Here is a 19,531-nt window from a genome sequence, read left to right on the forward strand (position 1 = left end):
TTCTTTTATTTCAAGATATACGTAATAAAAGAGGGTTCCTGCTCAGAAAATAGCAAAATTTGTGTGAAAGAACAACCATATAAATGGACTCGGATTTTGTGTAGAAAAGAGGACGGATCAATGGCGATCCGTCCTCTCTATTTTCACCAGTCCATGACCGGATCATAATCATTACTTCGCGGCAAGTTCCTTCTGTTCATGCTCCAGAGCTTCGATATACTTCTCGCAATCTAGCGCTGCCATGCAGCCGCTGCCAGCTGCGGTAATCGCTTGACGATAGCGTGTATCCTGAACATCGCCGCAGGCGAACACGCCGGGTACATTCGTCTCTGAGGTGCCTGGTTTGACGATGATATATCCGTTCTCATCCGTATCGATCTGACCACCTAAGAAGCCGGTATTCGGCGTGTGTCCAATTGCTACGAATACACCGGTTGCACTGATGACTTCTTCCTCTCCAGTTGCATTGTTGCGAACCTTCAGCCCGGTTACACCCATATCGTTCGTAACAACTTCAAGCGGTGTACGATCCAGTGCCCATTCTACCTTCTCATTAGACCGAACACGGTCTTGCATAATCTTCGAGGCGCGCAGTTCATCACGGCGATGAACGACCGTTACTTTGGAGGCAAAGCGAGTGAGGAAGCCAGCCTCTTCAAGCGCGGAGTCCCCGCCACCGATGACGATAATCTCTCTGTTGCGGAAGAAGAAACCGTCGCAGGTAGCGCAAGTGCTGACGCCGCGGCCAACATTATCCTGTTCGCCTGGAATACCGAGATATTTTGCCGATGCGCCTGTGGACAGCACCAACGTCTCAGCCTCCAATTCGCCCAATCCATCTACATCCAGCTTGAATGGACGACGGCTCATATCGACGCTGTTCACCCAGCCCGTGCGGAATTCTGCGCCAAAGCGCTCCGCTTGCTTACGCATATTCTCCATCAATTCCGGCCCCATAATTCCATCCGGAAATCCCGGGAAGTTCTCAACATCCGTTGTAGTCGTCAATTGACCACCAGGTTGTGGTCCCTCTATCACCAATGGCTTCATATTGGCTCTAGCCAAATAAATGGCTGCCGTCAGTCCTGCAGGACCTGTACCGATTATAATCGTCTTATACATAAATAATTCCTCCTTAAACGCGAGATACACACAACTCATCTAAACTACTATATATTCATCATTATCTTATTAAAGGTTAGGGAAAGTCAATGTTCGTAACAGGCAGGTTCAGTGAAGTTCAAATGAAGAAATGATGAATAGCACTTATTCCCTGCTTCATGCCTAATTTTATCGCAGCAGACGTAACCCATTCAGAATAACCAAGATCGTACTTCCCTCATGACCCACGACGCCAAGTGGAAGAGCGATACCTTGCACAAAATTGCTCACAACCAAGGTAAGAATCACACAGGCCGCAAACACCAGATTTTGTCTGACAATCCGCTTGGTGCGGCGTGCCAGGGAGAATGTATCGGCAATGCGCTCAAGATTATCATTCATCAGCACAACGTCTGCGATTTCCAGCGCTGCGCCGCTGCCTCCGCCGCCCATCGCGATCCCGACCGTAGCTGCAGCCAGAGCAGGAGCATCGTTGACGCCATCGCCAACCATAACGACATGGCCATATTTCTCTCTAAGCTCGGAGACATGAGATACCTTATCCTGGGGCAAAAGATCACCGAAGACATAATCAACTCCGGCCTCCTTGGCAATTGCCTGAGCGGTTGCGCCCCGGTCACCAGTTAACATGGCGGTGGCAATACCCAGCTCCCGCAGCTTACGAATTGTCTCCTTCGCCTGTGGACGGATATTATCACGCAGGGCAATCAGTGCTACATATTCTCCATCGCATTGAACCATCGATACCGTATTACCCGTGTCTGTTAAAACTTGCATCCGATTACGCAGCTCAGATGGCAAGCCATTCGCATCTGCCTCGGCCTTGCCAATCCGCCATTTACGGCCTTCAACCAGAGCCTCGATCCCCCAGCCAGGCAAATCCTGAAGCTCGTCTGCAGCTCTAAGCGTAATCCCTTCATCCATAGCCTTACGTACGATAGCACGGGCAAGCGGATGCTGCGACAGACTCTCTGCCGCCGCACATGCTGCCAACACGGTCAATCGGTCATAACCCTCCATCACGACCAGCTCCGTGACCTCCGGCGAGCCAGAGGTTAATGTCCCCGTCTTGTCAAAGGCAACGACCTTCGCTTCACTTAGCAAATCCATATGCGCTGCACCCTTGAACAGAACGCCCTTCCTGGCGCTCTTGGACATCGCCGATAATGTGGCCGGCATAACAGAAGCGACAACCGCACATGGGGAAGCGACGACAAGGAATACCATCGCCTTATAGAAGGCTTGAGACCAGGTCCACCCCAATAGCAGTGGGGTAAATACGATCAGCAATATCGTAATAGCTATAACTGATTTGGCGTATACCCCTTCCAGCCTCTTAATGAAGCGTTGAGAAGCCGGAGTTTCATTCTGAGCCTGTTCCACCATCGCAATAATCTTCGAGAATAAAGTGCCTTCTGCCGGGCTAGTCACTTCAACGTACAACGCGCCCTGACCGTTTAGAGTACCCGCATACACCTCATTACCAATTCCCTTATCAACAGGAATCGACTCTCCTGTAATCGTCGACTGGTTCACGGAGGAGCCGCCGCTCTGTACAACACCATCGGCCGGAATAACCTCGCCTGGCTTCACTAGCAACAGATCACCAACGACCAGTTCCCCAACGGCTACCTTGGAGATGCCATCTCCATCGACCCTCAGCGCTGTCTCCGGTCTTAAGGCAATCAATGCCGAGATATCCTTCATACTGCGCTCGCTCGCGAACGACTCCAATGCGCCACTAAGTGCAAAGATGAAGATGAGCATTGCCCCCTCGTTCCAATAACCGATGGAGGCCGCGCCAAGTGCAGCCGCGATCATCAGCAGGTTCACGTCAAGGTCGCGCTCCTTGACAAGCGTCTCAATCCCTTCCCGCGCCTTAATATAGCCTCCAACAGCATACGCAGCAATATATACGATGATCGACAGTACATGTGACCAGGTTCCAATTCCCCAGGCCAACAACATAAGCACCCCACTGCTGATAGCAAACACCATCTCCCTGTGTTTAAGCAAATGTACCAAATTCATGCGCGGCTTTTGATGCGGGGTCGGCTGATTAACAGAACTAACGGCTGAGTTGGATTTTTGGATGGCTTGCATGTTTATCTCCTCCTTAAATAATGAGCTAATTGAGAATGAATACTATTGTTAATACCCTTAAAATGGCACATGCTGCTCCGGGAAGATCCCGGAGCAGCATGTAATTGAGAACGATAATCATTTTTGCAATTGTACAATTATTTTTCCTTAGTGAAACTTTGATTTAATTTTAAATCATTATCAACAATTTGTAAACACTATATTGCAATATTTACCATGCAACATTGTACTGGAAGCAACTACTATACATTATCCACTACTAGATAAAAGATATTAGATGACCTCTTAAGTAACCACAAATATAAGTGCAGCGAGGTAATAAATAAAATGAATATTCAATTTTGCGAACGCGGTTAATGAATTCATTGCAGAAGGGACGGAAGAACATGCAACATGCAGAGTTTATGGAGCAGATGGAAGAACTGCTGACAAGCATTCCCTCAATAGAGAGGAATGAAATTCTATACGATTATGAGGAGCACTTCGAGGCTGGCAAACTTGCCGGAAAAAGTGACGCAGAAATTATCAACAAGCTTGGCTCCCCCACCCTCTTAGCCAGGGAGCTTCTGCTGGATTACAGTATAACTACAACCAAGAGAACAAAGATCGATCAAATCAGCCATAAGGATTCCAAAGATGTAAATAACATTGATATCTCGGCAGTGATATCCGATGTACAAATCGAGATAACAGACTCGAGCCAAATTACCGCCCATCTGCAGGGTGAAGTAAGCAGCAAGCTTGCTGACTATTTCACATTGAAGACGGATTCTCATGGCGATACTTTAAATATTAAGGTGAATACGAAAAAAAGGATTGTTATCACAGCAACAACTACATTGGTCTAACGCTCACTGTGCAAATTCCAGTAAAACAGTTGAAACAAATGTCCGTTACCGTTACTAACGGGAATATCTCCGCTAAGCAGTTAATCGCCAAAGAGGTTTATTTTAAATCTACTAACGGTAATATTGTGAATCGAAACTTATCCATCCAAGACCAATATAAGGCTGAAATCGTCAATGGGAATGTAACCGCTTCTGATATCACAAGTCAAAAATTGATTGAAATTAAATCATCGAATGGAAATATCAAGCTCGAACGGGCCCAAGCGGCAACAATCGATCTTGGTACCCGTGTTGGAGGGGTCGAAGGAACATCTTTAGCAGGGGAAGTTCTGATTCATTCTAGTACAGGGAATTTGAAAATTGATCAGCGCGACATTAACCTGGCCGGATCTATTCAGGCCTCAACGAATACTGGCAAAATTGATATTGCCCTCCGTCCAGAACAATCAGTATCGCTTCTGTTCACATCAACCGTTGGCATTGGAGACGTCAGCCTCGAAGGAATGGACTTCAGCGAATCCTCCAAGCATAAGCTAGTCGGAAAGAACGGCGATGGTAAATATAAGATTCAAGTGGATACAGCGACCGGAAATTTCAAGCTTCACGAATGAACAATAATGCGATGGACAATGCCCCCTATTAGGCGTACACAAAAGAAATCCGGTCCTTTAACGGACCGGATTTCTGTACATTTTGTATCATACTTCTTGTGCGTATCTCTCATCCGGAATCGAGCTAAGCAAGACATAGAGACTTGTAGGCTTAGTTCCCGTGCAACTGAAGGAAAAGACTTCATCCCCCTCGCAGCGGACCACATCGCCTTCTGAGACAGCTGTATCCTGCCCATCTGTCGTGACAACTCCCTCTCCTTGCAGAACCGTCAAATACACAACCGCTCCTGGATGACGATGGGCAGGGAGCTGCTGTCCAGGCATAAAGTTCAGCACAAATACAAGGCTCTGCTGATCCTTGAATAAGATCCTCTTCGTAAATTTCTCATTGCTATATTCGATACGTTCTTTCAACGCGATTTTCTCCATATTGCTTCCACTCCTATCCAGCTATTTGTAGGATGTCTCCTCCTCTCTATCGTAGGGCGCAAACAAAGCAAAGATTGTGATTCCATGCACATCTTTTATGACATCTATGAAAACGGGCATGTTTACAAATGCATTCGGGGCACAAGCAAAGCCGCTATCAGAAAATCCGATAGCGGCTTTATTTTACTAAACAGGATTATATAAGATCAGTTCTGGCTTGCAGCAATCGCTTGCTCCAAATCATAAAGAATATCATCAATAGACTCGGTACCGATGGAAAGACGGATAAGTCCAGGAGTAACGCCTGCCGCTTCCTGTTCTTTCTCTGTCAGCTGCAAATGCGTTGTGCTCGCCGGATGAATGATCAGGGACTTGGAATCGCCGACATTGGCCAAATGAGAGAACAGCTTCACACTATCGATCAGCTTCTTGCCAGCTTCCACACCGCCCTTGATTCCGAAGGTCATAATCGCACCTTGCCCCTTAGGCAAATACTTCTTCGCCAGTTCATAGGATTCATGGCTTGGCAGACCAGGATAGCTGACCCACTCCACTTGGTCATGATCTTCCAGGAATTGAGCTACCTTCAGTGCATTCTGACTGTGGCGTTCTACGCGCAGATGCAGTGTTTCCAATCCTTGCAGCAGCAGCCACGCATTGAACGGCGACAAAGATGCGCCAAGATCGCGCAGCAATTGGACACGAGCTTTGGTAATATATGCAGCCGGACCAAGAGCATCAACATAGACAACGCCGTTGTAGCTTGGGTCTGGCTCGGTCAAGCCTGGGAACTTGCCGCTTGCTTTCCAGTCGAATTTACCGCTATCTACGATAATTCCGCCGATGGATGTACCATGGCCACCGATAAACTTCGTAGCCGAATGAACTACAATATCCGCACCGAAATCGATAGGACGGAGCAGATACGGGCTTGGGAACGTGTTATCCACGATCAATGGAATTCCATTCTCATGAGCGATTGCAGCAACAGCTTCGATATCCAACACATCGCATTTCGGATTGCCAAGTGTCTCGGCATACAGCGCCTTGGTCTTATCCGTAATTGCCGCGCGGAAGTTCTCAGGGTCGGAAGCATCGACGAACTTCACCTTGATACCCAGCTTGGCTAGCGTGGTCGAGAATAGATTGTAGGTACCGCCATATAGAGTTGCAGATGATACAATCTCATCCCCGGCACCAGCGATATTCAGAATCGAGAATGTAATCGCCGCTTGGCCTGACGCCGTAGACAGCGCGCCAATCCCGCCCTCTAGCTCAGCTACACGCTTCTCGAACACATCATTCGTCGGGTTCATAATACGGGTATAGATATTGCCGAATTCCTTCAGGCCGAACAGATTCGCGGCATGCTCCGTATCACGGAACCCATAGGAAGTAGTTTGGTACAGAGGTACTGCTCGGGAATAAGTCGTTGGATCAAGTTCTTGCCCGGCATGAATGGCTAAGGTTTCAGGTGCAAATTTACGCTCATCAGACATGGAAATTCCTCCTTTTTAAATACGAGATTAAAAACAATCGCATAAAATGTTTTTCATATTTTCTCACATAATTTCTCATTTGAAAACTATAAATCCGATAATTTTTATATGAATTATTAAAAAAAGGTCGCCGAAGCCCGGCAACCCTTGGTTATAATCAGAAATTATCCGTATTCTCTTCTTACTTGCTCCTCGTGAATTTGCGAATGAAATAAGCATCCTCCATCGTAGGGAAGACTTCATTCCAGCCATGGAACGGAGCTTCTGCAGCTACAACCCGCAGGACCATCATCCCATGATCCACCTCGCGAAACTCTATGATGCTGCGATCTGACGTAAAATATAACTGGAACTGATCCTTTGTCAATCGGCCCTGCCATACTTTGTACGGCAAATCGGATAACCATCTCTCTTGATTCCCGTAAAATCCAGCCTGACCGTGATCCAGCCAGAGCAGTCGATCGCTGGCCGACTCCCATTCACCAAGTTCATGAACCGCAGCTATAATCGTTCGTCCTTCCGCGTATTTATTCAAATAAGCGATCACCAGCTTGCGCTCCGCAGAATCCATTCCGTTCAGCGGTTCATCCAGGAAAAGGAATTGCGGTGAGGCTAGTAAAGACTGGGCGATGGCAATTCGCCGCTGTACCCCCGCGGACAAACGCTTAATGCGTGTATTCCGGTAAGCTGACAGACGGAAATCTTCAATCAGGGCTTCGATCCGTTCCAGGTGATACATCCCTTTGAGCTCTCCTAGATACTTCAGCAGCTTATACACTGTCATATCTTCATACAATTCAATATCGGAAGGGACATAGCCAATTTGACTGCGCAGCAGAGGCAGAGCATCCTGGGCGGAGCGCCCATCGTATTGGATGCTTCCACTGCGAGGCAACTGCACCGTTGCGAGCAGTTCCAGCAGTGTTGATTTCCCTGCTCCATTCGCGCCAACGAGCAAAGTAATGCCCCGGGCGATCCGCAGTTCATGGATGCGAAGCGAAAATTCCCCTATCTTCTGCTCCAACCTCTCAATCGAAATCATACGCACCGTTGCTCCCGCCCGCTCCCGACCGGATAATTCTACTGCGATAATAGGAACGAACCAGCAATATCAATCCAATCAGCAGCATAATTCCGTCCAACGCAGATCCGTGTTCCACCGTGAACTGATGGGAACGGAAATACTCATTGAATATGAACCACATCACGTAAACAGTGCTGGCGCAAATGATCCCCATCCTCATTCCTCTGCGGAATAACACATACATAGCAATCCCGCCGATTAGCAGTGAAATTCCAAGCCACTGCAGGAGAAACGGAATGAACGGGATATGATATTCCCCGGCTACAGTAACCCGGATCCCCACAATCGCCGAACTGATTAGGGCCCAGCTTAGGATGAGTCCCATGATCATTAGCATCCTGCTATACAGCACCAACGCCGGTGGATATGGGGTTATGCTCTCTACAGCCCGCATCCCCGGGTTCCATGAACGGTAGCTGAATAGCATGCAGGCAATAAGCAGAAGCGGTGTGATAACAGGAAACAGACTGGTTGGTACAATATCAGCAAGAACGAAGCTGCTGAGAGGACGTTTTGGGTCCACCAGTAAAATCAACATCAAAAACACAGCTGATCCTGTTAATACGAGTGTCTTCCAATTCATAAGGAACTGGCTGCGCAGCAATCTCCATAAGGAGGGTTCTTCCAACTGCGTATTGAACTGTAGCGACTTGGCCTGGCTAGCTCTTAAAGCGTCAAATTCCGGCTGGAGCGCAGCAATCAGGACCGCTGTCTCTGCTGGGGATGGCGGCGGCATAACCGCTTGACGAAGCGGTTCGGATAGTTCCTGTTCCAATTGCTTCAACTCCTGGTCAATGGAAGGTCTCATGCTGGAGCACCTCTCTTTCTTGTTTTTTCTCTGGCTCTCTATATTCCGTTAAATGAATCTCTTCACGCTTGACAAGCACTCGCTTTAATTTGCGCAGTGCGCCATACAGGTGCGATTTGACGATGCTGAGCGGAATGTCCATCAACTCGGATATCTCCTGTAGCTTAAGGTCTTGAAAGAAACGCATGCGAACAACCTCTTGTTGGATCTCAGGCAGCCATTCCAGCGATTCGGCAACCGCCTGGGCCCGTTCCTGCTTCTCCAACAGCTCATCAGCACCGGGAGACGGATCAGCCTCCTCCGGCATCTCTAGAGCAGCTGTCTGCTCAGAGCGGTAAGAAGCAGTACGCCAATAGTCCCGACATAAATTAAGGGCTACCTTGTACAGCCAAGGACGCAGCTGTTCCAGCTCTCCATATCTCTGTAAATGCCGGATCAAGCGGATAAATGTCTCTTGTACAATGTCTTCCGCCTTGCTTCGATCCTTAAGCTGCTGTGCAACATAGCTAAGCAATGGTCCATGATAGCGCGTTACCAGCAGCTCGAATGCTTCCTGATCTCCTTCGGCCATTTGCTGTGCCAATTGTTGATCGGATATCATTTCTTTCCCCCTCTTCTGCCTATTGCTCCTATTCTTCTTCCCTTCCGATCCATCTCTCCCGATAGCCAATTAGCCATAATGCTATAGCCAGCAGCAGCACTGAGGCCAGCAGTAGAACCCACCGATTGACCGGAAAGGAAGCCTCTTGCGGCAAGTAAGCTGTGTACAGTGTGAACGATGACAACAGACTACCGCCGCTTATTGTATCTAATATCCAAAGTACGAAGCCAGCAATTAACCCTCCATAAATGCTGCGAAAGACGATAATTCCTGCCAGTGTCAACGAGGCCAGCAACAGGTAGGCTGGTAGAACTTGTATCAATAGTTCCGGCATGCTTGCCGCACGGAATACCGCCTCTGCCCCGTTCCAGGGATACATATACGTGTGTATTTCTCCGTACTTGAATAGATACACCATCATCCACAGTAGACTGGCAAGCACAGATAGCAGCACTACATTCAGCCATTTACGCAGGGCTATAAGCCGAAGCGATATGGGATAGGTGGAGATGATCTCCATCCCCCCGCCACCAATTTCATGCTGGAACATCAGGATCGTAAACATGATTACGAGCGGGAACATCCCCATCTCTGCAATGTAATTCACCGTCCGCGGCTTATCGGGCTGACCGGTAATAATCCCTAACAAATAGGAAATCAACAGAATAATTGTTAACAAAGCGACAGGCTGTTTATGCAGTCTCCAGTCGAAGCGGGAACCACGGCTGAAGTGTCTAAGTGCCATTCTCATTCGCCCATCACCTTCTTCCACTGTTCCTCCCATGCTGAATAAGGGATCGGGCGGTTTTGTTCCAACCCGGAGGCTCCTTGGTCCGATTCAATCGGAATCTCCAGTCCCTGGACATAGAAGTGTTTCAGCAATTTTTTGACCTGATCGTACTTACCGAGCTTCAGTGCTTCATCAACCTGTTTACGCATTTGTATCCCGAGTTCCTTCTTGTCATTGGCCCAATCTCTCGCATATAACTCCGATATCATATACCCGTTAATATTTTTATCATTATTAAGCGATCCATTCTCGTAATAATACACATACCATATGAGCGCTCGAAGTTGCATACGTATATCGTCCTGAACATCGTCTATTAAATAGTCGCCGAACCTTGTACCAACCAACATCCTGTTAACTATTATCTGTGACATGTATTCCTGATCCATACTAATGTAGCTCAGTACATATGCATTGTTCTCCAAATCAGGATGATTGTAATTCCGGTACGGAACAAAGAGCAGTTGCTTAACCTTCCCTAGATCGGTGGGCAACCATGCGCTGAAGTATTGGTCCAATTCATTGATCCTCTGCACGATCTGCTCCGTCCATCCCTTGTTGTATGGAGTATACACGACACGCAGCGGTGTTGCACCCTGCTCCAGTTCCTCCAATTCACCGCTGAATAGAGTCACGCCATCATGAACCTCGCCGGAGTAAACCTGCTCACCGGATTCACGGGTGATTTCATTAAGACTGGTGTATACCGGCCTCTCAAAACCGCTGAGTGTCAGTTTGAAATCCGATCTGGGGAATCCTAAAATCGTAAACGTCGAACCCAGCTCAATACCATTTTGATCCTTTAGGTAAATAGGCTGATCTCCCGGGATTGGATACCAGGCAAGATAACCGGGTAAGAATATGTTCTCTCCCTTAACAAAAGCGTAATAACTTCCTGTGCCATGGAAGGTCTTCGAATAATCCATGACCTTCCCGGCATAGCTCATCTCAACCGTCAGCGGACCAGTTACAACCTGGGATAATTCAAGGCACAGCTTCTCCCCTTGTCGCTTTATCGCTACCTCCTGGCCGTTAACTTTGACCTGCCGAATCTGGAACATACGGTTTAATGTCAAAGGCAGTTCCTTCTTCCCGACCAAATCTTCGGCCGGCAGGTTCATCGTCACTTCAGCCTGCAAAGTATCATCCTTTAGTTTCTGCAGGCGAATGTCGTAATCCTTGACTCCATATATCTCGGGTTGTTTGTCAAACTGAATATTCTCCAATTTATATAATGATGGGTCTGCTAATCTACTCTTATCCATCGCATTTCGTTCTTGCCAGATCATAGCATAGGGTACAAATACCGCTGCCGCAAGCATAATCGAGCACATCCCTAGTACCCATGTTCGTCTGCGATGCTTGCTTGGGCGCAGCTGCTGCAGTACCGTTACTCCGATAACGAGCAGCATCAACGTGAAGGCGAGGACAAACCGATGGGAACTTTGCAGCTCGTCCCTGGCCAGAACGAGTCCCCATGTATCCGTGTAATTACCGCTACCAACAAACAATTGGCTCAAGTGAAAAGTACGCAGTATATCCAGACGGAACCGTTCCAAAATAAATATTTCCATAAAGAAGGTGCCGAACATCCATGCACAGAAGCCTATTAAATAGACGATCCGGTTAGGAATGCAAATCGCCAGCAGCATGGCAAGCGCTAAAGTGACCGCATAAGACACTTCAAAGTTTGCGGTGAAGAACATCGTATATTGCATCGTAATCTGAGATGCAACCTGCTGCGATGAGAACCAGTAATAGATCCCGCCAGCCAGAACGGTAAAGCTCGTAAAATAAAGCAATGCGGCCAAATATTTCGCCGAAATAATCGTCCCATAGGACACCGGTAATCCGGCACTCCATTCATAGGATGGCCGTCTGACATCTCTACGGATCGTCAGGATGCCGAGCAGCATGACAAGACCCAGGGACATGGTATGAAGCATCGAATAATAACTGTAAGCTTCAGAAAACAAATGATCCGCAGGCTTGATTCTGCTTAGACTCCACCAGAGGAGGGCGCCAAATAGGAAAGGCAGGGCAAGTATAGACGGTCGGCGCAAAATCATGTCCAGCTCGAAGCGGAATTGGCGCAGCCATTTATGCATCGGAAGATACCCCTCTCCGCCCCAATGCCCCATCACTGAGCAAAGCTAAGTAACCGTCCTCCAATGTTGGGTTAACCCGCTTCATTTGGGAATTCACGTTAGGCATATCAGCAATGATCTTACACAGCATTCCTTCCTCCGTCCGACGCGTTGATACTACGGATAAGGGATCCAGCATCCCGTACTCCTGTTCAGTCAATACACCTTCCCATACTCTGCCTTGTCCTAAAGCTTGCAAATCAGCCAATTCTCCTGACATTCGCACCCTACCCTGGTCGAGCACGGCAATCTGACGGCAATTGCTCTCAATATCCGCAACAATATGCGTTGACAGCAATACGACACGTCCCAAGCTAAACCTCGTAAGCAGATTGCGAAAGCGAACCCGCTCTTCTGGATCGAGACCGGCCGTCGGCTCGTCAACGATAAGCACCTGCGGTGAACCGACCAGAGCTTGGGCGATGCCGAGCCTGCGCTTCATTCCACCAGAATAAGTACGGATCTTCTTGTGTCCCTTATCCTGGAGATTCAACTGCTCCAACAGCTTATCGATTTCCGCCTTACGGTGCCTTTTATCGCTAATCCCCTTCATCGCAGCAACATAATCCAGAAATTCCGCTCCTGTCAGCTGAGGATAAACTTGAAATTGCTGCGGCAAATAACCAATCATTCTGCGAATATCCTCTGCTTTGTGCAGCGGCACATCGTTAATAAATGCCTCTCCGGACGTTGGCGTAGACAGTGTCGATAAAATCCTCATCAGGGTCGACTTACCCGCCCCATTCGGCCCAAGCAATCCGACCATTCCTTCTGTAATCGTTAAATTCACATCGTGCAGCGCCCAATTTCCACGGTTGTAAACTTGGGCCTCAGCGTTTTTATTCATGTCGCGCGGCGCCTTCCAGCTTCCGCCGTATTTTTTGGATAAGTGATTAATTTGTATCATGTATTCATCCTCATTCCTTACGTTATTGGACAGACCCGCGCGGTGTATCCATCGTTTCTGTACCTGTAACGGAACTATGATTCAAAAGGTTAGAGTTAACTCATAAATTGTTCGGTTGGTCGATTTAACCAATTGGCATGTAAAATCAAAAAACCTGCAATTATGCAGGTTTCAGCGTATACAATATATGTTCAAAAAGGCCGGTTCTCAGCACCGAAGCTTATGCTTCCAATGTGCATTTCTTCGAAACGCTTCAGTTGGATGAAGCTAGGGCCTGAGGAGTGGAAAGCAGACTTTTTGAACTACCTCTTGAAAATCATATTTTAGTATAGGCTTTCGATCGGGACACCTTCCGGCAGCTTGAACGGGTTCTCTTTGTTGATATGATCATAGAACATAATACCATTGAGATGATCCATTTCATGCTGCATTACGATCGCATCGAAGCCTCTGAAGCGAAGCTTCACCTCTTTGCCTTCCTCGTTATAAGCTCTTACCGTGACTTTCTCGTATCTCGGCACGAAGCCCTGAACAGCCCGATCTACCGATAGGCAGCCCTCGCTCTCCGGCAAATAAACCATCGATACGGAAGTACTCACGATCTTGGGGTTGAAAAGAGCGATCTCGCGGTCATTTCCTTCGTCATCTGTAAGCAGGGCCGCAAACATCCGTTTGTTCAAACCGATCTGATTCGCGGAGAGCCCCACACCAGCCCGCAATTTGTATTTCTTCGACAGCTCCGGGTCCTGGCTGTTCTTCAGGAACAGCATCATCGACGCCATCTCCTCGCGGTCTTCCTCGGTCGGCGGAATACTAACGGGTTCGGTTACGGTTCTGAGAATCGGATCACCCTCCCGAATGATGTCATCCATCGTGATAATATAGTCGCTAGTAAATTTACTCATCTTCTTTTCTTGTCCTCCTCAACTTCTGGTAACAGCCTGAAAAGGCACCTCACGGTGCCTTTCATGATGAAAGACCATTTACTCCTATAACTATTCCATATTATGGACCTTGTGCGTTTTTTATTTGTATTTATGCCAATCCATTTCGCTCTTATTCAGTAAATATTCAAAATCATTCTCCAATTTCTTGCGTTCAGCCCGCTTGACTTCCTCGGCCTGAATCCGCTCTTCTTCCTTGCGCTTCTCTTCTTCCCGCTTCAATTCCGAAGCCTGCGCCTTCAATTTGGAGAGTGTCTCGTCATTCAGCAGGTCTTTCAGCGTAGCCGGTTTATCCTGAATTCTAGCTGCCAGCTGCTGCTGCGCCTTCTTCTTCGCCATCATTGATCACCTCTATTTCAAGCCTACGGTAGCATATAGTCAAAAACAAAGTCAACTAACCTTTATTCATCTGTGCATCCAATCCAGCGAACAATAAATGAAGATTATATTCGAAGCTGTCCTTGACCTCCAGCGGTATCCCAAAGCCCGAAGCCCGCTCTAGGGAGATAAATCCGTGGATTAAACTGCGGAGTCCGCGTACAACATGAATGCCCTGCTCCTCCGGTAAGCCGTACGGCTCCAGCATCTCAAGACTGAGATGAACGATCTGCTCACTAGCCTGCTGAAGCTCCGTCCCTTGGGGATTAGGTAGAATCTGCGCCGTCTCGTACAGCCCCGGATGCTCTCTGGCATAGCTCATGAAGCCATGCGAGAATGCCAGAACAGCATCCTTGCCCGATAATCCACGAATCTTCTCGGCCAGCTTCGCATACAAATCCTGCAGCGTGTGTACAGCGACCATGGTCCGCAGCTCATCGAGACTGCCGATATGATTGTACAGCGATGGCGGCTTGATGCCCAACGCTTTGGATACAGCGGCGATTGTCACCGCCTCGCTGCCCTCAGCATCGGCAATCTGAACCGCGGCCAGCAGCACCGCATCGCGGGTAATTCTCGCTTTGCGCGCCATGCTACATCCGCTCCTTCGCGGATGAGCTGGCCGAGCGCGAGATCGAGCGCTCGGCCTCGGCAATGGCCCGCGCGATAGCAGCCGCGGGCTCAACCATCATCCGGCCATGTCCGACCGCCAGCAGTGCTGGCTTCAAGCTGGCAACCTTGCGCGCGCTGGCGAGCGCGCTCTCCTTATGCCAGGTCGCCATGGCCGGGAAAGGGAACAGCGGTACCATTGTGCCGCTGACCGCAAAGCCGCCGCGCGCTTGAAAAGCGTCGCCGGCGATCAGGGCTCCGCTGCGCGTATCCAGCAGCGAGATCGAACCCGGTGTGTGCCCGGGGGTCAAGACGACCTGCAGCGAACCGATGCGGTCGCCTTCTCCGAGCGGCACATCCGGGACCGTCTTGATCCCTTTCGGCACGCTGCCACGGATCTCGAACTGCGGCTCCTCCGGCTCAAGAGTAGCATCCCCGCGCAGCAGCTTGGCGTCGCGTGCGGAAATGCATACTTTTGCATCTGGGTAGAGTTCTTTTAACCCGTCCAACGCACCTACATGGTCTCCATGCGCATGGGTTAAGACGATGTTGGTCAACGGCCGACCAAGCTTACGAACCACCCGGCTAATCTCCTTCACACTGTACGGTAATGCGGCATCGATCAGCGTGAGACCGTCCTGTTCCTCTACCAAATAACAATTCACCGGAAATACCCTCGGCATGAACGATAGCTGTATCAAATGATCTATACGAGTCGTTTTCATCATATTACCTCCTCAATAAACTAATACCATTAGTCATAATATAAACTAATAGCATTAGTTTACGCAAGGGCTATTTTATAAAAAACACATGTACCAGCAACTGGATATTCTGTTCCCATTTCCGTTCGTATGGTATAATAATTCGGCAGTCTGCTCTCTTGATATACAGTCATTCATTCTTCATATTTAGACAACATGAAAGTTAGGTGATATCGCATGGCTTTTGGAGTACAACGAGAAGAACTGGAGGCTTGGAAGAAGACCGTCTCTCAAGGAGAAATCGCCTATCTCACCCATTATTGGCTGGATGCCAGATTTCCGGGCATTACCACGGTAACAAAAGTGGGATGCAGCGACCATGACAAGCTTGTGACCTGGTGTCTTGAGCATGGACTCGACCCTCAGTATATCCATAATCGATCCCCTTTTCCGCATTTTGACCTGATTGGCCCTAAACAACGGGAAGTACTGACCGAAGAGAAGCTATGGGATCAACTGCAGCGTTTCCGCCTTATTTAGAAGAGACTCGAATCATGATTCCAAAGCTCTACTATTTATGTAAAAAATACTTTTAAATTTTATTTAAATTTTCCCTTCCCATATGATTATAAATGCCTTATTCTTGAAGCTGTATATTTTATCTATTTAAAATGTATGTTCAAAAAGGTCGCAAAGGCGGACCTGTTGAACAACATCTATAGAAGTAGAGAAAGTAGAGAAAACCATATTGGAGGAAACCCACATGTCAAATGAGGCCCACGCTTCGCCTGCCGCTTCCGAGAGCTTATTCAGGAACCGGTTCTACCAGACCGTACTCATCTCGAACATCTTCTTGCAAATCGGGATCTGGGTCAGAAACTTCGCCATCCTGATGTTCGTAACGGAGAAAACCAATAGTGATCCTTTGGCTATCTCCCTGATCTCGGTTGTCGAGTTCGCCCCTATCTTTGTCTTCGGATTTATCGGTGGTGCCTTTGCCGACCGCTGGAAGCCAAAGCGAACGATGATCTGGTGCGACTTCTTGTCCGCTGTGTCTGTCTTCGCCGTCTTAATTACGTTGATGTTCGAATCCTGGGAGACGGTATACTTAGCGACCTTCGTGTCTGCTATTCTATCGCAGTTCTCGCAGCCTTCGGTTATGAAAATGTTCAAGCAGCATATTCATCCTGAGAAGTTGCAACAGGGAATGGCCCTGTTCCAGTCCTTAATGGCCATCTTTATGGTTCTTGGGCCATCGCTTGGAATTTTCGCCTATCAGCATTTTGGCATCTACATCTCCATCGGAGTGATGGGCGTGGCCTTCCTGATCTCGGCCGTTGTTCTGTTCCGTCTACCACCAGATGCGGAGGAGGAAAAGAAGGAGAAACGCGAGACAAAAATTATGCAAGAACTGGCGGACGGATTCCGTTATGTATGGAAGAGCACCACTCTGCGCGTGCTCGGGATTACTTTTGCCATCGCCGGTTTCTCCGTAGGTATTATTCAGACGCTTGGCTTGTTCGTCGTTACTGAACGCTTGGGTAAGCCGAAGGAGTTCCTGCAATTCCTGCTCATGGTGAACGGTGTTGCCATGCTTATAGGCGGCGTGATCGTTATGATCATTGCGAAGAAAATAGCACCGCAAATCCTGCTCGCCTTCGGAATGCTCGTTAGCGCATTATGTATTTTAGGCATCGGCTGGTCAACCAGCATTCCATTGACTTTGACTTTACAGTTCATTAACGGCCTGACCCTGCCATGCATTCAGATTGGTATCAATACGATGATCCTGAAATGGACAGAGCAATCCTACGTAGGACGGGTGAATGGAGTACTTAGCCCCTTGTTCACCGGGATGATGGTCGTTATGATGTCCGCAGCTGGCTTGCTTAAGAAGCTGTTCCCACTCACAGGAATCTACTCGATCTCCGCAATTGTCATGCTGCTCGGCGCTATCATTCTCGTGCCTATCTTCAAGCACAAGCCGAAGGAAGAGAATGTGGCTACGGCTCCAGTTGCACCGGAGACCCCATAATACTTGACTTCGTATAGAACTATAAAGAGCCCTGATGCGGCCGGGTAAATCCGGCCTGCCATCAGGGCTCTTTTCATATTGAAGGTAGTCAGCTTGCTTCTTACTTGATTAACGTTTGTTGAAAATATCCGTGAGTACAGGAACGATTTGCGATTTGCGGGATACGACACCCTTAAGCAAGGCCGTATTGTTCTCGAGCTTCACATTGTAAGCTTGTTCAACCGCGTCAGCCGCTTTACCAATAGCAAGACCAACGGAATCATTATTCAGAATGTCTGTTACGACGAACAGGAACAAATCAAGACCCTTGCGTTCAACAATCGCGCCAAGTTCAGCTTCCACTTCAGCTTGACGAGACAGCACATCATTAACATCCACGGCATTAACCTGGGCGATTTCCACTTTAGATCCGCCCATATCGAATTCCTTGGCATCAAGTGTAATCAATTGCTGGATGCTCTTGTCGCTCAGGTCTGCGCCAGCTTTAAGCATTTCCAGGCCATATTCCTCGGCATTAACGCCAGCGATTTCCGCCAGTTCACGTGCTGCGGCTACATCCTGCTCTGTGCAGGTAGGCGATTTGAACAGAAGCGAGTCGGAGATAATCGCCGACAGCATAAGTCCCGCAATGTTCGCAGGAACAGCAATTCCGTTCTCCTTGTACATTTTGTTCAGGATCGTTGCTGTGCAGCCTACAGGTTCAGCACGATAGTACAGCGGTCCGCTTGTCTCAAAATTAGCAATACGGTGATGATCGATAACCTCAGCCACACGAACCTCTGCGATATCGGAAGCACTCTGCTGACGTTCATTGTGGTCAACCAGAATGACGTCCTTCACTTCGCTCGCTACCGTCTCGACAACGCGAGGTGCCTTGAAGCCAAAACGATCCAATGCATATTGCGTCTCCCCATTAGGAGCGCCGAGAGCAACCGCTTCGACATCCCAGCCAAGCTTCGATTTCAGGTCCGCATAAGCAATCGCCGAGCAGATCGTATCCGTATCCGGATTCTTATGTCCGAAAATCAATACTTTTTCCATTTGTTAACTCCCCTTTTCGTCATTCGCTTAGAAAAGTATATCCCAGAAACTGATCATCAATCAAGGGCGAGGTTCATGCAAATAATTAAGAATTATTTAAGTCGAATTTCAGCGAATATTCAGCCTGGTCATAGATAATAGAAAATATATTTAGAAGTCTTGCTTGTTACAGGGGGAGCGACATGAGAAATCTTAAAGGCGTAAAAGTATTACTGGTCGATGACGAACCGCATATTATTCAATTCCTCGAGCTGGGGCTCAGCAATGAAGGCTTCGAGATTCGTACCGCCCATGATGGAATGACAGCCGTCAATCTGGCCAGTACCTTCCGCCCCCATATCGTCGTGCTTGACGTTATGATGCCCGGGATGGATGGCTGGGAAGTGTGCCGTTTACTGAAGAAAGAGCTCAGCAATGTATCCATAATCATGTTGACCGCAAAGGATGAGGTCGATGACCGCGTCAAAGGCTTGACGATCGGTGCCGACGATTATGTCGTGAAGCCGTTCAGTTTCGAGGAGTTGCTGGCCCGGATCGGTGCACGGCTGCGCAATCAGTTCCCGGCACTGTTCGGAGAAGTGTCCTACGGCCCGTTCTGTATCGATGACCGTCGAAAGGAGATCAGTTATCAGGGTCAGGTGTTGGATTTGTCGCCTACTGAACATGAGCTGCTTAAGTATTTGCTCATCAATCACGGAATTGTACTGAGCAAGACGACGATTCTCGATCAGGTATGGGGATATGATTTTGGCGGGGAAGAGAATATCGTAGAGGTCTATATCCGCTCCCTTCGAGAGAAGCTGAATGACAAAGAGCATCGTCTAATCCGCACACTCCGCGGCGCCGGCTATCGCGTCGATCTGCCATGAAG

At 48.4% G+C, this 19,531-nt stretch carries 20 protein-coding genes; 5 read left to right on the forward strand and 15 right to left on the reverse strand.

Translation table 11 applies throughout. The features are described 5' to 3' along the window. Nucleotides 1-171: 171 nt before the first annotated feature. Both trxB and ABD014_RS23400 read right to left on the reverse strand, forming a co-directional pair. Entirely contained in the window at nt 172-1,122 is a 951-nt protein-coding gene (gene trxB, locus ABD014_RS23395) for a thioredoxin-disulfide reductase (protein ID WP_343865441.1), read from the reverse strand. Between the two features lie 168 nt (nt 1,123-1,290). Further along, nucleotides 1,291-3,225, reverse strand: coding sequence for a heavy metal translocating P-type ATPase (locus ABD014_RS23400; protein ID WP_343865443.1), 1,935 nt, complete (start codon nt 3,223-3,225; stop codon nt 1,291-1,293). Between the two features lie 386 nt (nt 3,226-3,611). Between ABD014_RS23400 and ABD014_RS23405 the strand changes: the two genes are divergently transcribed. Together ABD014_RS23405 and ABD014_RS23410 are read left to right on the forward strand one after the other, a co-directional pair. Next, the gene (locus tag ABD014_RS23405; RefSeq protein ID WP_343865445.1) at nt 3,612-4,073 is read left to right on the forward strand and encodes a DUF1700 domain-containing protein; all 462 of its coding nucleotides are present in this window, start codon (nt 3,612-3,614) and stop codon (nt 4,071-4,073) included. A 38-nt stretch (nt 4,074-4,111) separates the two neighbouring features. Beyond that, nucleotides 4,112-4,684 carry a DUF4097 family beta strand repeat-containing protein gene (locus ABD014_RS23410; protein ID WP_343865447.1) on the forward strand — a complete coding sequence of 191 codons (573 nt, stop codon included), beginning with the start codon at nt 4,112-4,114 and terminating at the stop codon, nt 4,682-4,684. 87 nt (nt 4,685-4,771) lie between these two features. Here ABD014_RS23410 and ABD014_RS23415 read toward each other — a convergent pair whose 3' ends face one another. From ABD014_RS23415 to ABD014_RS23470, 12 genes are all read right to left on the reverse strand, one after another. Next, nucleotides 4,772-5,113: a cupin domain-containing protein gene (locus tag ABD014_RS23415; protein ID WP_343865449.1), complete on the reverse strand. Its 342-nt coding sequence runs from the start codon at nt 5,111-5,113 to the stop codon at nt 4,772-4,774. A gap of 206 nt (nt 5,114-5,319) precedes the next feature. Continuing rightward, nucleotides 5,320-6,612 carry a homocysteine synthase gene (locus ABD014_RS23420; protein WP_343865451.1) on the reverse strand — a complete coding sequence of 431 codons (1,293 nt, stop codon included), beginning with the start codon at nt 6,610-6,612 and terminating at the stop codon, nt 5,320-5,322. A gap of 181 nt (nt 6,613-6,793) precedes the next feature. Beyond that, nucleotides 6,794-7,654 (reverse strand): ATP-binding cassette domain-containing protein, encoded by an 861-nt coding sequence (locus ABD014_RS23425; protein WP_343865453.1) that lies wholly within the window; start codon nt 7,652-7,654, stop codon nt 6,794-6,796. Continuing rightward, nucleotides 7,641-8,504 carry a hypothetical protein gene (locus ABD014_RS23430; protein ID WP_343865455.1) on the reverse strand — a complete coding sequence of 288 codons (864 nt, stop codon included), beginning with the start codon at nt 8,502-8,504 and terminating at the stop codon, nt 7,641-7,643. The genes ABD014_RS23425 and ABD014_RS23430 overlap by 14 nt, the downstream gene beginning before the upstream one ends. Next, nucleotides 8,488-9,105, reverse strand: a complete 618-nt coding sequence (locus ABD014_RS23435) for an RNA polymerase sigma factor (RefSeq protein ID WP_343865457.1) — start codon at nt 9,103-9,105, stop codon at nt 8,488-8,490. The genes ABD014_RS23430 and ABD014_RS23435 overlap by 17 nt, the downstream gene beginning before the upstream one ends. Before the next feature lie 28 nt (nt 9,106-9,133). Continuing rightward, the gene (locus ABD014_RS23440; protein WP_343865459.1) at nt 9,134-9,877 is read right to left on the reverse strand and encodes a hypothetical protein; all 744 of its coding nucleotides are present in this window, start codon (nt 9,875-9,877) and stop codon (nt 9,134-9,136) included. Continuing rightward, a complete protein-coding gene (locus tag ABD014_RS23445; protein ID WP_343865461.1) occupies nt 9,853-12,003 on the reverse strand; it encodes an ABC transporter permease/M1 family aminopeptidase in 2,151 nt (716 codons plus the stop codon). The genes ABD014_RS23440 and ABD014_RS23445 overlap by 25 nt, the downstream gene beginning before the upstream one ends. Beyond that, entirely contained in the window at nt 11,996-12,949 is a 954-nt protein-coding gene (locus ABD014_RS23450) for an ABC transporter ATP-binding protein (protein WP_379337234.1), read from the reverse strand. The genes ABD014_RS23445 and ABD014_RS23450 overlap by 8 nt, the downstream gene beginning before the upstream one ends. 323 nt (nt 12,950-13,272) lie before the next feature. After that, a complete protein-coding gene (gene def, locus ABD014_RS23455; RefSeq protein ID WP_343865463.1) occupies nt 13,273-13,854 on the reverse strand; it encodes a peptide deformylase in 582 nt (193 codons plus the stop codon). A 120-nt stretch (nt 13,855-13,974) separates the two neighbouring features. Next, the gene (locus ABD014_RS23460; RefSeq protein ID WP_343865628.1) at nt 13,975-14,232 is read right to left on the reverse strand and encodes a YqkE family protein; all 258 of its coding nucleotides are present in this window, start codon (nt 14,230-14,232) and stop codon (nt 13,975-13,977) included. A gap of 55 nt (nt 14,233-14,287) precedes the next feature. Then, complete coding sequence (locus tag ABD014_RS23465) at nt 14,288-14,863, reverse strand: TetR/AcrR family transcriptional regulator (protein WP_343865465.1); 576 nt, start codon at nt 14,861-14,863, stop codon at nt 14,288-14,290. Between the two features lies 1 nt (nt 14,864). Beyond that, nucleotides 14,865-15,605: an MBL fold metallo-hydrolase gene (locus ABD014_RS23470; protein ID WP_343865630.1), complete on the reverse strand. Its 741-nt coding sequence runs from the start codon at nt 15,603-15,605 to the stop codon at nt 14,865-14,867. Nucleotides 15,606-15,821: 216 nt separating this feature from the next. Here ABD014_RS23470 and ABD014_RS23475 point away from each other — a divergent pair, with 216 nt between their 5' ends. Both ABD014_RS23475 and ABD014_RS23480 read left to right on the forward strand, forming a co-directional pair. Next, nucleotides 15,822-16,124 (forward strand): hypothetical protein, encoded by a 303-nt coding sequence (locus tag ABD014_RS23475; RefSeq protein WP_343865467.1) that lies wholly within the window; start codon nt 15,822-15,824, stop codon nt 16,122-16,124. 223 nt (nt 16,125-16,347) lie between these two features. Continuing rightward, nucleotides 16,348-17,619: an MFS transporter gene (locus ABD014_RS23480; RefSeq protein WP_343865469.1), complete on the forward strand. Its 1,272-nt coding sequence runs from the start codon at nt 16,348-16,350 to the stop codon at nt 17,617-17,619. A gap of 108 nt (nt 17,620-17,727) precedes the next feature. Here the strand turns inward: ABD014_RS23480 and ABD014_RS23485 are convergent, their stop codons facing one another. Next, on the reverse strand, nt 17,728-18,660 hold the full coding sequence (locus ABD014_RS23485; RefSeq protein WP_343865471.1) for a manganese-dependent inorganic pyrophosphatase: 933 nt from the start codon (nt 18,658-18,660) through the stop codon (nt 17,728-17,730). 182 nt (nt 18,661-18,842) lie between these two features. Between ABD014_RS23485 and ABD014_RS23490 the strand changes: the two genes are divergently transcribed. After that, on the forward strand, nt 18,843-19,529 hold the full coding sequence (locus ABD014_RS23490) for a response regulator transcription factor (protein WP_343865473.1): 687 nt from the start codon (nt 18,843-18,845) through the stop codon (nt 19,527-19,529). The last annotated feature ends 2 nt before the right edge of the window (nt 19,530-19,531 follow it).

It is taken from the genome of Paenibacillus motobuensis (genome assembly GCF_039521865.1).
Classification (GTDB): domain Bacteria; phylum Bacillota; class Bacilli; order Paenibacillales; family Paenibacillaceae; genus Fontibacillus; species Fontibacillus motobuensis.

Coding starts and splice junctions, on each gene's coding strand:
- def (WP_343865463.1), bottom strand. CDS start 13,854: ATGAGTAAATTTACTAGCGACTATATTATCACGATGGATGACATCATT.
- ABD014_RS23475 (WP_343865467.1), top strand. CDS start 15,822: ATGGCTTTTGGAGTACAACGAGAAGAACTGGAGGCTTGGAAGAAGACC.
- ABD014_RS23490 (WP_343865473.1), top strand. CDS start 18,843: ATGAGAAATCTTAAAGGCGTAAAAGTATTACTGGTCGATGACGAACCG.
- ABD014_RS23470 (WP_343865630.1), bottom strand. CDS start 15,605: ATGAAAACGACTCGTATAGATCATTTGATACAGCTATCGTTCATGCCG.
- ABD014_RS23460 (WP_343865628.1), bottom strand. CDS start 14,232: ATGGCGAAGAAGAAGGCGCAGCAGCAGCTGGCAGCTAGAATTCAGGAT.
- ABD014_RS23485 (WP_343865471.1), bottom strand. CDS start 18,660: ATGGAAAAAGTATTGATTTTCGGACATAAGAATCCGGATACGGATACG.
- ABD014_RS23450 (WP_379337234.1), bottom strand. CDS start 12,949: ATGATACAAATTAATCACTTATCCAAAAAATACGGCGGAAGCTGGAAG.
- ABD014_RS23480 (WP_343865469.1), top strand. CDS start 16,348: ATGTCAAATGAGGCCCACGCTTCGCCTGCCGCTTCCGAGAGCTTATTC.
- trxB (WP_343865441.1), bottom strand. CDS start 1,122: ATGTATAAGACGATTATAATCGGTACAGGTCCTGCAGGACTGACGGCA.
- ABD014_RS23415 (WP_343865449.1), bottom strand. CDS start 5,113: ATGGAGAAAATCGCGTTGAAAGAACGTATCGAATATAGCAATGAGAAA.
- ABD014_RS23400 (WP_343865443.1), bottom strand. CDS start 3,225: ATGCAAGCCATCCAAAAATCCAACTCAGCCGTTAGTTCTGTTAATCAG.
- ABD014_RS23465 (WP_343865465.1), bottom strand. CDS start 14,863: ATGGCGCGCAAAGCGAGAATTACCCGCGATGCGGTGCTGCTGGCCGCG.
- ABD014_RS23420 (WP_343865451.1), bottom strand. CDS start 6,612: ATGTCTGATGAGCGTAAATTTGCACCTGAAACCTTAGCCATTCATGCC.
- ABD014_RS23410 (WP_343865447.1), top strand. CDS start 4,112: ATGTCCGTTACCGTTACTAACGGGAATATCTCCGCTAAGCAGTTAATC.
- ABD014_RS23425 (WP_343865453.1), bottom strand. CDS start 7,654: ATGATTTCGATTGAGAGGTTGGAGCAGAAGATAGGGGAATTTTCGCTT.
- ABD014_RS23405 (WP_343865445.1), top strand. CDS start 3,612: ATGCAACATGCAGAGTTTATGGAGCAGATGGAAGAACTGCTGACAAGC.
- ABD014_RS23430 (WP_343865455.1), bottom strand. CDS start 8,504: ATGAGACCTTCCATTGACCAGGAGTTGAAGCAATTGGAACAGGAACTA.
- ABD014_RS23435 (WP_343865457.1), bottom strand. CDS start 9,105: ATGATATCCGATCAACAATTGGCACAGCAAATGGCCGAAGGAGATCAG.
- ABD014_RS23445 (WP_343865461.1), bottom strand. CDS start 12,003: ATGCATAAATGGCTGCGCCAATTCCGCTTCGAGCTGGACATGATTTTG.